The sequence below is a fragment of the Acinetobacter lwoffii genome, assembly GCF_019048525.1.
Lineage (GTDB): Bacteria > Pseudomonadota > Gammaproteobacteria > Pseudomonadales > Moraxellaceae > Acinetobacter > Acinetobacter lwoffii_K.
Genome location: NZ_CP077369.1, coordinates 1,218,292 through 1,231,372 on the forward strand (window position 1 = coordinate 1,218,292; position 13,081 = coordinate 1,231,372).

The 13,081-nt window shown below is 44.8% G+C and carries 14 protein-coding genes; 8 read left to right on the top strand and 6 right to left on the bottom strand.

What is annotated here, in order from left to right; all coding sequences use genetic code 11:
• The first annotated feature begins 137 nt into the window (after positions 1 to 137).
• From I6L24_RS05665 to I6L24_RS05675, 3 genes are all read left to right on the top strand, one after another.
• Complete coding sequence (locus tag I6L24_RS05665; protein ID WP_004647755.1) at positions 138 to 593, top strand: helix-turn-helix domain-containing protein; 456 nt, start codon at positions 138 to 140, stop codon at positions 591 to 593.
• Positions 594 to 609: 16 nt separating this feature from the next.
• Positions 610 to 1,149, top strand: a complete 540-nt coding sequence (locus I6L24_RS05670) for an IS630 family transposase (protein ID WP_236769088.1) — start codon at positions 610 to 612, stop codon at positions 1,147 to 1,149.
• A 314-nt stretch (positions 1,150 to 1,463) separates the two neighbouring features.
• Entirely contained in the window at positions 1,464 to 1,643 is a 180-nt protein-coding gene (locus I6L24_RS05675) for a DUF7230 family protein (protein ID WP_004278505.1), read from the top strand.
• On the opposite strand, the gene I6L24_RS05680 is transcribed toward I6L24_RS05675, so the two are convergent.
• The 3 genes from I6L24_RS05680 to I6L24_RS05690 all read right to left on the bottom strand — a co-directional run bounded on the left by I6L24_RS05680 (position 1,640) and on the right by I6L24_RS05690 (position 5,052).
• The gene (locus I6L24_RS05680) at positions 1,640 to 2,140 is read right to left on the bottom strand and encodes a hypothetical protein (RefSeq protein WP_216986521.1); all 501 of its coding nucleotides are present in this window, start codon (positions 2,138 to 2,140) and stop codon (positions 1,640 to 1,642) included. The two genes, I6L24_RS05675 and I6L24_RS05680, sit on opposite strands and share 4 nt — an antisense overlap.
• Positions 2,141 to 2,182: 42 nt before the next feature.
• A complete protein-coding gene (gene ptsP / locus I6L24_RS05685; protein WP_005250601.1) occupies positions 2,183 to 4,480 on the bottom strand; it encodes a phosphoenolpyruvate--protein phosphotransferase in 2,298 nt (765 codons plus the stop codon).
• An 89-nt stretch (positions 4,481 to 4,569) separates the two neighbouring features.
• Complete coding sequence (locus I6L24_RS05690) at positions 4,570 to 5,052, bottom strand: RNA pyrophosphohydrolase (protein ID WP_004278502.1); 483 nt, start codon at positions 5,050 to 5,052, stop codon at positions 4,570 to 4,572.
• 182 nt (positions 5,053 to 5,234) lie between these two features.
• Between I6L24_RS05690 and I6L24_RS05695 the strand changes: the two genes are divergently transcribed.
• Both I6L24_RS05695 and I6L24_RS05700 read left to right on the top strand, forming a co-directional pair.
• Positions 5,235 to 5,885, top strand: a complete 651-nt coding sequence (locus tag I6L24_RS05695; RefSeq protein ID WP_005250603.1) for an HAD family hydrolase — start codon at positions 5,235 to 5,237, stop codon at positions 5,883 to 5,885.
• A 160-nt stretch (positions 5,886 to 6,045) separates the two neighbouring features.
• Positions 6,046 to 6,294 (top strand): DUF2789 family protein, encoded by a 249-nt coding sequence (locus tag I6L24_RS05700; RefSeq protein WP_004278500.1) that lies wholly within the window; start codon positions 6,046 to 6,048, stop codon positions 6,292 to 6,294.
• Between the two features lie 48 nt (positions 6,295 to 6,342).
• On the opposite strand, the gene ovoA is transcribed toward I6L24_RS05700, so the two are convergent.
• The 3 genes from ovoA to I6L24_RS05715 all read right to left on the bottom strand — a co-directional run bounded on the left by ovoA (position 6,343) and on the right by I6L24_RS05715 (position 9,970).
• Positions 6,343 to 8,517 (bottom strand): 5-histidylcysteine sulfoxide synthase, encoded by a 2,175-nt coding sequence (gene ovoA / locus I6L24_RS05705; RefSeq protein ID WP_216986522.1) that lies wholly within the window; start codon positions 8,515 to 8,517, stop codon positions 6,343 to 6,345.
• 150 nt (positions 8,518 to 8,667) lie between these two features.
• Positions 8,668 to 9,543: a LysR family transcriptional regulator gene (locus I6L24_RS05710; RefSeq protein WP_004278498.1), complete on the bottom strand. Its 876-nt coding sequence runs from the start codon at positions 9,541 to 9,543 to the stop codon at positions 8,668 to 8,670.
• Positions 9,544 to 9,733: 190 nt separating this feature from the next.
• Complete coding sequence (locus I6L24_RS05715; RefSeq protein WP_005107971.1) at positions 9,734 to 9,970, bottom strand: DUF2061 domain-containing protein; 237 nt, start codon at positions 9,968 to 9,970, stop codon at positions 9,734 to 9,736.
• A 261-nt stretch (positions 9,971 to 10,231) separates the two neighbouring features.
• Here I6L24_RS05715 and leuC point away from each other — a divergent pair, with 261 nt between their 5' ends.
• The 3 genes from leuC to I6L24_RS05730 all read left to right on the top strand — a co-directional run bounded on the left by leuC (position 10,232) and on the right by I6L24_RS05730 (position 13,066).
• Positions 10,232 to 11,665: a 3-isopropylmalate dehydratase large subunit gene (gene leuC / locus I6L24_RS05720; protein WP_005250608.1), complete on the top strand. Its 1,434-nt coding sequence runs from the start codon at positions 10,232 to 10,234 to the stop codon at positions 11,663 to 11,665.
• Positions 11,666 to 11,764: 99 nt separating this feature from the next.
• Entirely contained in the window at positions 11,765 to 12,415 is a 651-nt protein-coding gene (leuD, locus tag I6L24_RS05725) for a 3-isopropylmalate dehydratase small subunit (protein WP_004729456.1), read from the top strand.
• Positions 12,416 to 12,502: 87 nt separating this feature from the next.
• Positions 12,503 to 13,066 carry a hypothetical protein gene (locus I6L24_RS05730; protein WP_004729459.1) on the top strand — a complete coding sequence of 188 codons (564 nt, stop codon included), beginning with the start codon at positions 12,503 to 12,505 and terminating at the stop codon, positions 13,064 to 13,066.
• Positions 13,067 to 13,081: the final 15 nt, after the last annotated feature.

The window sequence follows — 13,081 nt, forward strand, 5'->3', positions numbered from 1 at the left end:
TTCCACTCTGTGACAATATCAAATTCTATATATTTTGAATAACTCGAATAATGAATGGGATTAAACGAAAATAACAATAAGTTGACAAAAATAACTAATGATGCGAAAAGGTTTTTTTAGTTAACAGATGTTCACACATGCCTAGAATTGTTTCTGTACCACTTAGTTTAGAACAGCGAGAACGACTCATTTTTCTGGTCAAGCATGCAAAACATTGGCGTGAAAGGCAACGTGCCCAAACTATTCTCTGGCTTTCCGAAGGTAAAAGTGTTGCGGAAGTTGCCACTCTACAAGAACGTATCCCAGAAACCATAAGGCTACAACGCCGACGTTGGGAATTGTATGAGTTTGAATCGATTAAAGAAGGTCATCGCTCAGGTCGACCCAATACATTGATCTCAGACTATCAGGCGAAAATCCTAGATTGGGTCAATACAAGTCCACTCAATGCAGAACAAATCCGAGTCAAACTACATGAAGAATACGAAGTGTCCGTGTCTGTTGAAACCATTCGTAAGTTTTTACGTGATTCAGGTATGGTCTTCAAGCGTACCCGTCATAGCTTGAAAAAAAAGAGATCCGATTGCATTTGAACAAGCAACACAGCAGATTGAAGAATTACGAGAGCAAGCGGCACGTGGTGAAATTATATTAGGTTATGTTGATGAAACAGGATTTTCATCTACACCTGATAACCGCTATGCGTGGACAAAGATAGGTGATGTTCATGCGGTTGATGCAATAAGATTAAAACGAGTTAATGTCATGGGGTGTTTGCTTTCAACGGGGAAACTGGTGACAAGCTGTTTACAAGAGTCAGTGAAAAGCACTTGGTTTTATGCCTATTTAACTGGAATAGCTCAACAAGTAAAACAGATGTATAACCTTCCATTGGTTCTTATTGTTGATAATGCCTCGATTCATAGAAGTAAAAAGATGGCTGATTACAGAGAGCTACTTAAAACTAACTTTTCGACGAATCTGTATTTTATTCCAGCTTATAGCCCTGAGTTAAATCGAATCGAGATGGTATGGAAGCAGATGAAATATTATTGGCGAGATTTTCAAGTCATGACAGCTGACAAAATAGAGCAATGGGTGGAGAAAGTATCAAACCAATTCGGAAAAGAATACATGTTTACTTTTTAATGACAACTTATCTAAGTCGATAATATGTTTTTATCAAAGGATAAAAATAATAAGTGAATAGTATTGTTTAAAATAAATTTTATAACTGATTTATTTTAAACGTTTTTTTAATCGAGTTTTGTTGGGCTGAAGAAACCCATAAAAATAATGAATGAAATAAGGGTGTTTCCTGGCTATAACTCCCATTTTTGCATATAGAAAATCCTGGCTAAATGGGCTTTATTTTTGAAAAAGCATTGGCAAATATGCTTGAAAATTAGTCAGTCGGCCCTATAATTATCTCACTCCTTCCTCCAAATTATATAGAGAGCAAGATGGCCAAGAAAAAAACAGCCGAGCAGGTAGTGATCCACAATTTTGTGGCAAAACACATGCATGAAGTCAACAAAAGCCAGGTTTTTGTAGATCGAAAGAAAAATTCAAAACGTGGCTACAACAAGCACAGACAAGGGCGATATTCCATGGAAGATCGCCCTTTTTTAATGGCCGCTTAAGGTCTGTAAGGTGGCTGGGGACGACGTGGGGGCTGCTTAGGATTAGTTTTAACTGGAGAGAGCGGGGCGACAGGCCGGTTGTTACGAGTTTGCGAATATTGATTTGGATACCGGGATGATGTTGTCGATTCATCCGCGATTAAGTCATTAAAGAATTTATTGAGTTTGCTTTGCACTGGTGCTTTGTGGTGAGGGGAATGAGGCTGTGGTCTGGCCTGCTGAAAACTGGAAAATTGATCTTTTTGTTGGTGATAGAGTCTGGCAGCAATGACGGAGGGGTCATCTCTGCCTAAACGCCGCCGTTGCGATGCCGAAATTTCAATGCCCAATAATGGAATCATTTTAGGCCGATCGGCATAGCTCATTGCTCGATTGCTGGCGGGGCGTATATAAGATGAACCGGAATTATGAGCTTCTTTGCGGGCAGCCAAGGCCGGTGCAAGAATGACCACATAGAACACCGCAACAATCATGAACAGGATGACCAGAAATTCCATAACCACCTCTACCACTGTCGAGGGACTGGAAAAAGTCCCGTATTAGGCACTCACCATACGTGATGCAGATTTCACCATATCCCCTAAACCATGGGTTCTGAAATAATATTCTAACCAGCTTTTTACCATGAGCGGATTGTCCATTTTTAACACATGTTGCAGCAATTCTTGTGCATCACTCATCGGAACATGACAAATGGTTTTACGTACCCGCAAAATATTACTGGAACTCATCGACAGGGTATTAAAGCCCATGGCCATGAGCAAAACTGCAGACAGCGGATCGCCCGCCATTTCACCGCAGATACTGACCGGTTTTTCATTACGATGACAGTCCTGCACCAGACGGGTCAGGGCACGCAGTACTGCAGGGTGTAAATGTGAATAGACATTGGCTACCCGTGGATTATTGCGATCCACAGCCAACAGATATTGGGTCAGATCGTTGGAGCCGACCGAGAAGAAATCCACCAGTTCGGAAAATTCATCAATCTGATGAAGCACACTCGGCACTTCCACCATGATGCCGAGTTTTGGTTTATTTACCTTGACCTGTTCTTCTTCTTGAATCGCCGCATGGTCACGTTCCAGCAGATAGAGCGCTTCCTCGACCTCGCTGACACTGGTCACCATCGGCAGCAGAATATGCAGGTTATTCAGTCCGATACTGGCTTTGAGCATGGCGCGAATCTGTGAAGAAAAAATTTCCGGATGATCCAGGGTAAAACGAATGCCACGCCAGCCGAGTGCCGAGTTTTCTTCTTCAATCGAGAAATACGGCAGGTCTTTGTCTGCACCAATGTCCAACGTTCGCATCACCACCGGTTTATTGGCAAAGTGACTGAGCTGCTGACGATAAATCGCACGTTGTTCTTCCTCGCCCGGGAAGCGGTCACGCAACATAAACGGAATTTCAGAACGGTATAAACCGACACCTTTGGCACCACGCTGCACGCCACGCACCACATCAATCATCAGGCCGGTGTTGACGTAGAGTTTGACCGCCACGCCATCCGGGGTAATCGCATCTTTGGTTTCGTACTGGCGCAGATCTTTAGCAAGCTGTTCTTCTTCTTTTTGAATTTCTTTATAGCGACTGCGCAGGCGACGTGGGGGATTAATAAAGACCCGGCCCTGATGTGCATCGACAATCATCTCTACATCATCGAGGGTGTTGATCGGCAGTTCGGTCACGCCGACCACGGTCGGAATACCAAGAGCACGCGCCACAATCACCATATGTGAGTTCATGGCGCCTTCGGTAGTGACAATCGCGGCAATTTTATCTACAGGTAGTTCAACCAGTGCAGCCGTCGAAATTTCCTCACCAATCAGAATACTTTCATCGGTCAATTCACGGTGACTGGCATCGGCTTCCTGTAAGCGCGCCAGAATACGGCGGCCCAGATCTTTTAAGTCCGCTACCCGCTCACGTAAATAATCATCTTCCATTTGGGAAAATTGTGCCACATGATTGTCAATAACAATTCGCACGGCGCCTTGTGCCCAGTGACCTTCACGAATAAAAGCCTTGATTTCTGCAGGCAGGGCATTTTCATCCAGCATACGCAAGAACACGCTAAACAGTGCGCGTTCCTCGGCCATTAACGCATCCTGCATTTTGTCATCCAGTGACTGGATTTCTTCACGGACTGAATTTAGCGCGTTATCTAAGAGCTGCAGTTCTTCGCTGATGTCATCTGCTTCACGGTCAGGGACTGCGGCAAGATCTGCTGGCGGATAGAGAATCACTGCACGACCTAAGGCAATGCCACCGGAGCCAGAAACTCCCTGAAAGGTTTTATAGGCGGGCAGGTTGCTCGGCTTACGGAATACATCGATATTGCCAACGGCATGGGCATGGGCGATGACGCCAGAAAGCTGCGCGCAGAGTGTGACCAGAAAGGATTCAGCAGCTTCAGAAAAGTCCTGTGATTCTTTATTCTGAACCACCAGTACACCCATGACCTTACGGCGGTACATCACCGGCACACCGAGGAAGGAGTTATAAATTTCCTCACCGGTTTCAGGTAAAAACAGGAAGCGCTCATGTTTAGGGGCATTGTCCAGATTGACAATTTCTTCACGTTGTCCAACCAGGCCCACCAGACCCTCACCGGTCTGCAAAGACACATGGCCGACAGATTCTGCATTCAGGCCTTTAGACGCCATGAGCAGATAACGCTGATTGCGTTCATCGAGGAGATAGATCGAGCAGACATCAACCTGCATGGCCTCGGCCACATGCTTGACCATAATGTCGAGTGATTCATGCAAACTGGTGGACGCATTGATCTCCTGAACAATACGTCTCAAGGTGTCCAGTTGCATATTCGACATAAGGTCTGCTCCGTCTATTCAGAATTTCAGTGATTAAGTTTATTTATAACAATAGCCGCGTAAAAAATCTGCATTATTTATGCGATTTTTTAAGGTTTTTGCTGGGGTAGTTGCTGACACAACTCCACCAGGGCTTTGCGGTAAACATCACGTTTGAAATTCACGACTTGACCGAGTGGGTACCAGTAACTGACCCATTGCCATTGATCAAATTCGGGCGGATCAGACAGATTCAACTGAATATGCTGAACGGGGGCCGTGAGTTTGAGTAAAAACCACTTTTGTTTTTGACCGATACAGACCGGATCAGAGTCCGTACGAATGTATCGATGCGGCAAACGATAGCGCAACCAGCCTTTGGTTTGCGCGACTATCTGGACGTGTTCGGGCAATAAGCCAACTTCTTCTCTCAGCTCACGATAGAGTGCCTGCTCAGGGGTTTCTCCATATTGGATTCCGCCTTGTGGAAATTGCCATGCATTATGACCAATGCGTTTTGCCCATAAAACCTGTCCAGCATCGTTTGCCAAAATGATCCCGACATTCGGTCGGAAACCTTCAGAGTCGATCATTTGGCTACCTAAAAATTGTTTAATTTATGCCTTTGCCATCGGGGAGCATTATTTCGTTATCCAACTCGAAAAAAGCAAAGTTTAAAAATGTTAAAATTGCTATGATCTTAACGAATTTCTATCGACTAGCGGAGATAGATTTACAATTTTTTTCTTAAATTTCAGTTTTAACGAGTATTTTCATGAAATTGGCGCTATTTGATCTCGATCACACCTTGTTAAACACGGATTCGGATCATTCTTGGGGAGAGTTTTTGGTCAGTGAGGGCCTGGTCGATCCAGTTCAGCATCGCGCCATGAATGACAAGTTCTATGACGATTATAAAAAAGGTCAGCTGGATCCTTATGCCTATAATGAATTTGTGTTCCAGTTTCTGACCAAACATGACAATCATTATTTGACTGAATTACATCAACTGTTCATGCAAAAAGTCATTCGTCCACAAATGCGTCCTGAAGGTTTTAAAGCCATTGAGCGCCACCGTGAAGCAGGGCATGCCTTAGTGGGGATTACCGCAACTTCAGACTTTATTACCGCACCCATTTTTCGTGAATTCGGAATTACTGAAATTATTGCCACCAATGCTGAAGTCATTGATGGGAAATATACTGGTAAAGTCATCAATACCGCATGCTATCAGCAAGGCAAGCTGGTGCGTCTGGAACAATGGCTGGAAGGCCGCGACGTAACCGAGTCTTGGGCTTATTCAGATTCTATTAATGACCGTTTCTTGCTGGAATATGCGGATCATGCGATTGCAGTCAATCCGGATGATCGCTTGGAAACTTTAGCCCAAGAACAGGGTTGGAAAATACAGGACTGGTCGATCTAATCACTCCGAACTCATTGATGTGATTATTAAGTACAACTTCGGTTGTGCTTTTTATTTGCCTCATTTGAATATTAATGTTTTTTCACAGTCCAGCTGAATCAGACATGCTATGCTCGAAAAACAGGACATGATAACAATAGTAGATTCTGAGGTATGAGATATGACTCACGTTCGACCACGTATGACACATCTGTTCCAACAGCTTGGCTTGGATGCCAGTGCAGAAGGTATTGAAACATTTATTCACGAGCATCAATTGCATAAAGATCTGACTTTACTGGATGCGCCGTATTGGTCAGAGGCACAACGTCAATTTTTAAGCGAGAAAATAGCCTCTGATGGCGAATGGGCGATTGTGGTAGATCAACTCAATGAATCCTTGCATGAAAATTCAACCAGTGAAGGATAAGATATAAAGCCAATCGTATGATTGGCTTTTTAGACTATGACCTTACCTTTAGCGAATCCGTTTCCAGATCGTGACTTGTGACAGGGTATGTTGATACTTTCTGGCCGTTTCTCGAATCACAAAAGGCACATCTTGGGGTTCGGCCACCAATTCAAAGTGCTGGGTTAAAATGTTGGAAATACCAGCCAAAGTCGTGATCTTTTCCCCATCCTGCTGAAAACCGCCCAGCCATTCGCTACGCGCCGTATGTTCTTCCAGCCAGGTATAGGGCGAACTCAGCATTAAAATTCCACCTATATTGATACGTTTATGAATCTGCAATAAAAAGTCTTTCGGATGATGCAGCCGGTCAATCAGGTTCGCTGCCAGAATAAAATCATAGTCGCTAAAATGTGCTTTCAGGTTGCAGGCATCGGCCTGAAAAAATTCCGTTTTTGACGCAAACTGTTCCAAAGCGACATCTTCAAGTGAACAGCTTTTTTCTTCGCTTAATTCACCTTCTAGCGGCAGCTGATAACGTACCATATTGCCTTGAGCCAAATAGACTGCCTGCTGGATAAAACGTGCTGAGAAGTCCAGACCGGTCACCTGATCAAAATAGTGTGCCAGTTCAAAGCTGGCGCGGCCGGTAGCACAGCCAATATCTAAGGCACGATGACATGGCACTTGCTGAAAATAGGGTTGTGCCAGATCGACCAGTGTTTTGGCAAAATTAGCGATACCAAAATATTCGGGGCCGTACTGGAATTCCAGATATTGGGAGACCAGCTGGTCGCTTTCATAGTTCGAAGGGAAATGTTGCAGTGCCTGATCAGAGGCGACGTAGCGAAAACCAGCGTGCTGAAAGAAATGCCGTCTGAAGGCGTAGCGGGAACTATATAAAGCTTCATTGCCCGCCGAAATCCAGGAGCCACCTTTCATCAGGTTATGGCGACCGTCAAAGGTTGGTGTACTGAAATCATCATAAAGCGGATGCACCTGAAAACCCTGAAATGGATAGATCGGAGTTTCAGTCCACTGCCAGACATTGCCCTGAATATCATAAAAATCGCCCTGCTTGAAATGATCGACCGGACAGGAGCTGGTGCCGTATTTCAACTCGATATTGGCCTGTTCAGGGCTCGGTAAATCTGAATCCAGATCGGAAACTGCATACAGGCGATACCATTCATCTTCAGTCGGCAAGCGAATGGTTTTTCCCAGCAGTTGGGATTTCCACTGACAAAAGGCCTTGGCTTCATGATAATTCACTTCTACCGGCCAGTCCCAAGGCATCGGCACTTCTTCTAGCATCAATCGCAGTGACCAGCCTAATTCAGTTTTGCGCCAGAAACAGGGATGAGCAGCTTGTGAAAATTGCAGCCAGCCTAGACCTTCTTCACTCCAGTAGTGTTCGGTCTGATAGCCATCAGCTTCGACAAAGGCCAGAAATTCCTGATTCGATACCAGATATTTGGAGGCTGCAAAAGCTGCAACCTCGGCTTCATGCCGGCCGTATTCATTGTCCCAGCCATAAAATGGATGGTTAAAATCTTTCTGTAAATGCACTTTGCCTTCCGGCACATCCAGCAAAATATTATCCGGGGCCATGCCGGTAATAATATTGGCACGCCATTGCGGATGCTGGCGTACATGTTCCAAAGCATGCTGGCGGATCAGCACAGAAGAAGTTTCCAGATGGATCCGTTCATGTTCGATGTCCATGATGATGGTCCACCAAGGGTTTTGCCAGTTTAAGGGTAGAGTTAGCGGAGCATGTTCAAGGATGTTCAGGATCAGGGCGCGTACCTGATGCCGATAATCACGGACTTCCTGCACACTGGGCCAGTCATAGTGCACTTCATCCAGGTCATCCCAGCTCATCTCGTCTACACCGATCGCGAAGATACTTTCAAAATGCGGATTTACGCGTTCGCTAATTAGCTTGCTGAGCAGCAGTTTATTGACAAAAAAAGTGGCGGTATGGGCAAAATAAAAAATTAGCGGATGACGTAAAGTAATCGGCTTGATGAAAAATGCATCTTCATGTTTGAGGCATTCAAACAGTTGTTCATAGGTGTCAAAGGTGTTCAGGAAATATTCGCGCAGGCAGTGCCGGGCAGTCTGTTCATCGGCAAAATCAAGTGCCGGCGTGGGCAGCAGCATCGGTTTGGCCGAAAGCCACAGGCTGCTTGTATTGGTTTTATCTTGAGAGTGGGATTTTAAGGGAGAATCGAGCTGCATCCGTCAGGCTCCATCGAATAGTTTTAAGCATTCCTCTGCACTGCAAAAGAATGGAATTGTCTTAAAAATACTCGAAAGATATCGCCAGATGGGGTGTATTTAGGTAACAAAATGCTGCACCGTTTTGGATGCAGCATGTTCAGGAACGGCTTAAATAGACAGCGAGGCACCCTGCATGAGCTGAACCAGAGCCTGAGCTGCTTTGGACTGAGTACGACCGGGATGCCAGACCATGCCCAAACGACGGTTCATTTCCAGATTAATATCCAGCTGGTGCAGGTCATGATTGACCAAAGTTTTTGGCAGTACCGACCAGCCTAAGCCAATCGATACCAGCATCCGGATCGATTCCAGCGGATTGTTACTCATACTGACTTTCGGTTTGATGCCCTGTTTCTCAAATTCGGCCAAAGTAATTTGCGAGGTATAGGTCTGTGATGAGGGCAACAGGCTTGGATAGTCGAGCAAATCTTCCAGACACAGATTTTTTTGCTGCGCCAGCGGATGAAACGGTGCCACCACAAAGACTAGAGGATCATTCCAAATAGTCACATAATTCAGACGCGCATCACCCCGTGGCGGCAAGGTTAAAAATGCCAGTTCCAGATCGCCGGCAATCACTTGTTCATGCGCCTGCTCGGAATCGACAAAATGCACATCCAGAGTCACGTCAGGATATTCCTGAACATAACGGCGCAAATGACTCGGCAGATGATGCAGGCCAATATGATGACTGGTACCAATTTTTAGTTTGCCCTGTACCTGACCCTGTTCATGGCTCAAGGTATAATGAATATCACCGAGTTCATTCAGCCAGTTTTTCACTTTAGGCAACAGAGAGTGCGCCGCGTGGGTGGCCTGTACACCACGTCCGGCAGATTCAAACAGCTTGACCCCAAAGTATTCTTCCAGACTGTGAATACGTTTGGTGACAGCAGGCTGGGTAATGAAGAGCTGATCTGCGGCCAGAGAAATCGAACCGGTTTCCATGACTTTTACGAAGGCTTCAAAGGCTGCGAGATTCATCTTAACCACCTATAAAGAATTTTTATGTGTAAATATATTATTGTTATATTTTAAGAATAAATCAAAGCAAAATTAGCTCATCTATGTTGCAGTGCTGAATTACTATACATTTTCAAAGCCTTGGCATTTTTAAAACTAAAAAAGACCACCTATAAAGGTAGTCTTTTATCAGGAACCTCGACCGAAGAGTTTAGACGGTAATGTCCTCATTCTGCTGTTGGTTATTACGCTCCCAGATTTTTTCATGGAAGAAGAAAGCCACTGCCTGTACCGTTGGTTCTAATAAACTCAAGGCAATCGCCATCGTCAGACTGCCAGTCACCAAATAACCCACAATCATCGCTACGGTAATATGCATAATGTAGTAGCTGAAAGTCTTTTTAAACATGCGCTGGTTATTGTCTACAAAGCGTTGAATATGTGCCATGTCGAAGTTCCTCAAAATCATCATCTCTGTCGATGAAGAAATAATAATAATTCTCATTTAATTTGTAAAAACGAATATTTTTAATAAATTAATCGGAAAATTAGATTGATGAAAATAAAGTGAAAGTCTGATTTGATTCAGCTTTTAAAAGATTCCAAAAAGTTTTTTAACTGATAAAAATGATAAATTAGATTTATGTGATTGCAGCGATATAATCAAAATCAGAGAAAGAATTTACCCAGTCCAGTGGAGTACATCGACATGGCAGGCGCAACCCAAACAGCAAAAACATTATATGACAAATTGTGGGACGACCATTTAGTAACGCAACGTGATGATGGTTCTGCCTTACTGTACATCGACCGTCACTTATTACATGAAGTGACTTCTCCACAGGCCTTTGAAGGTTTGCAACTGGCCGGGCGCCAGCCATGGCGTTTAAGCGCGAATATTGCCACACCGGATCATAACGTACCGACCTCGAAAAAAGAGCGTGAGCAGGGTGTTGCCGGAATTGAAGATGAAACCTCGCGCATCCAGGTGCAAACTTTGGATGACAACTGCAAGACCTTTAATATTGTTGAATTTGATATTAATGATATCCGTCAGGGCATCGCGCATGTGGTCGGGCCGGAGCAAGGCTTGACCTTACCGGGCATGACGGTGGTGTGTGGTGACTCGCATACTGCAACACACGGTGCTTTTGGCTGTTTGGCGCATGGGATCGGGACATCAGAAGTTGAACATGTATTGGCGACCCAATGCCTGGTTCAAAAGAAGATGAAAAACATGTTGGTGCGCGTTGACGGAAAATTAGGTCAGGGCGTGACACCGAAAGATGTGGTCTTGGCGATTATCGGCAAGATTGGTACGGCAGGTGGTACAGGTCACGCGATTGAATTCGGTGGTCAGGTGTTCCGTGATATGTCGATCGAAGGCCGTATGACGGTATGTAATATGGCGATCGAAGGCGGTGCCCGTGTAGGGATGGTTGCTGTCGATGACAAGACTATTGAATACGTGAAAAACCGTCCATATGCACCGAAAGGCGAGCAGTGGGATCAAGCTATTGCTTACTGGAATACCTTGCATTCTGATGAAGGCGCGCACTTCGATACCGTTGTGGTCTTGCAAGGTGAAGAGATTGAGCCACAAGTATCTTGGGGTACTTCTCCTGAAATGGTGATTCCAGTCTCTCAAGCAGTTCCAACGTTGGAACAGGCGAAAGATGACGTACAGCGCAATGACTGGACACGTGCTTATCAATATATGGGCTTAACTGCCGGTCAGGCCTTGGCTGAGATTCAGCTGGATCGTGTCTTTATCGGTTCGTGCACCAACTCACGTATTGAAGATATCCGTGCAGCGGCTGAAGTGGCGAAAGGCAAGAAGGTGGCATCCACCATTAAACAGGCGATGGTCGTTCCAGGTTCTGGTTTGGTGAAAGCACAAGCTGAAGCGGAAGGTTTAGATAAAATCCTGATCGAAGCGGGCTTTGAATGGCGTGAACCAGGCTGCTCTATGTGTTTGGCAATGAATGCTGACAAATTGCAACCAGGCGAGCACTGTGCTTCAACATCGAACCGTAACTTTGAAGGTCGTCAGGGCAATGGCGGTCGTACCCACTTGGTGAGCCCCGCAATGGCAGCGGCAGCGGCAATTGCTGGTCACTTTGTTGATGTTCGTTCATTCTAGTTTAAGCCCTCATCCCGACCTTCTCCCAGAGGGAGAAGGAGTTCCCTCTCTTTGTAGGAGAGGGGTAGGGAGAGGTTACGAATTCGTTGGGAAATAAATATGAAAGCTTATACCGTTGAACAAGGTATCGTTGCACCTTTAGACCGTGCCAATGTCGATACCGATTTAATTATTCCAAAACAGTTTTTGAAATCGATCAAACGTACCGGTTTTGGTGAAAATTTATTTGATGAATTGCGTTACTTGGATGAAGGTTATCCAGGTCAGGACAATTCAGTTCGTCCGATCAATCCGGACTTTGTCTTGAACCAGCCACGTTATCAGGGCGCATCTATTTTAATTTCACGTGCCAACTTTGGTTGTGGTTCTAGCCGTGAACATGCGCCGTGGGCCTTGAGCGAATATGGTTTGCGTACCGTGATTGCGCCAAGCTTTGCTGATATTTTCTTTAATAACTGTTTTAAAAACGGTATGTTGCCTGTGATTTTGGCTGAAGATATTGTTGAGCAGTTATTTAAGGAATGTGCGGAAGATGAAGGTTATCAACTGACCATTGACTTGCAAGCACAAGAAGTTCGTACCCCTACGGGTGAAAGCTTTAAGTTTGAAGTCGATCCATTTCGCAAGCATTGCCTGTTAAATGGTCTGGATGATATTGGCTTAACTTTGCAGGTGGCGGATGATATTCGTGCCTATGAAGAAAAAACCAAACAATCGCGTCCTTGGGTATTTGCCGAAATTCATGGATAAATCAGTAAAAATTGTCATGGCATGACTGCGATGCCCTTGCTAATATCGGAAGATTATTGAGTTTTTTGATTAGGTAAGACAGACATTATGGCGAATTATTGGAAACAGTGGCTTGCTTTAAGTTCAGTATCGGTGCTGTTGACTGCATGTCAAAGCATCGACACGATGAAACTCAAACATGCCAAAGAAAATACTGAGAGCAAAAGCAATGCCCTGATCTACTGTACAGGGACGCCAGATTGCCAGTTCGAACGCTTCAATCAGACCATTATTGTCAACGCCGACAATGGCCGCATCAGTGATGAGGCGCTGAAGCAGAAACTGGTGCGCTTGCAGGCCAAAAATTTAAATCAGGCCAATCCGATTTATTTATCTGTGCCGGCAGGACAGCATGAACTGGTCGTGCGTTTTTATCCGATCAGTAAGGATAAAGCGGAAACTTTACATGTATTCCATCGTTTTCAGGCCAATAACCGCTATAGCTTAAAAATGTTTCGTGACCGTAGTGCGCGTAGCAGCAGTTTATTAAATTCTTCGGCGCCGGATCCGCTTTGCGTAGATCTGGTACAAGAGCAAAAAACCATTCGTCGTTTTTGCAAACCCTATAATGCAGTCACCGGGATTGCAGAGTTTGTAGAAAAGAAAATTTAACCTCTGTCAGGTCTG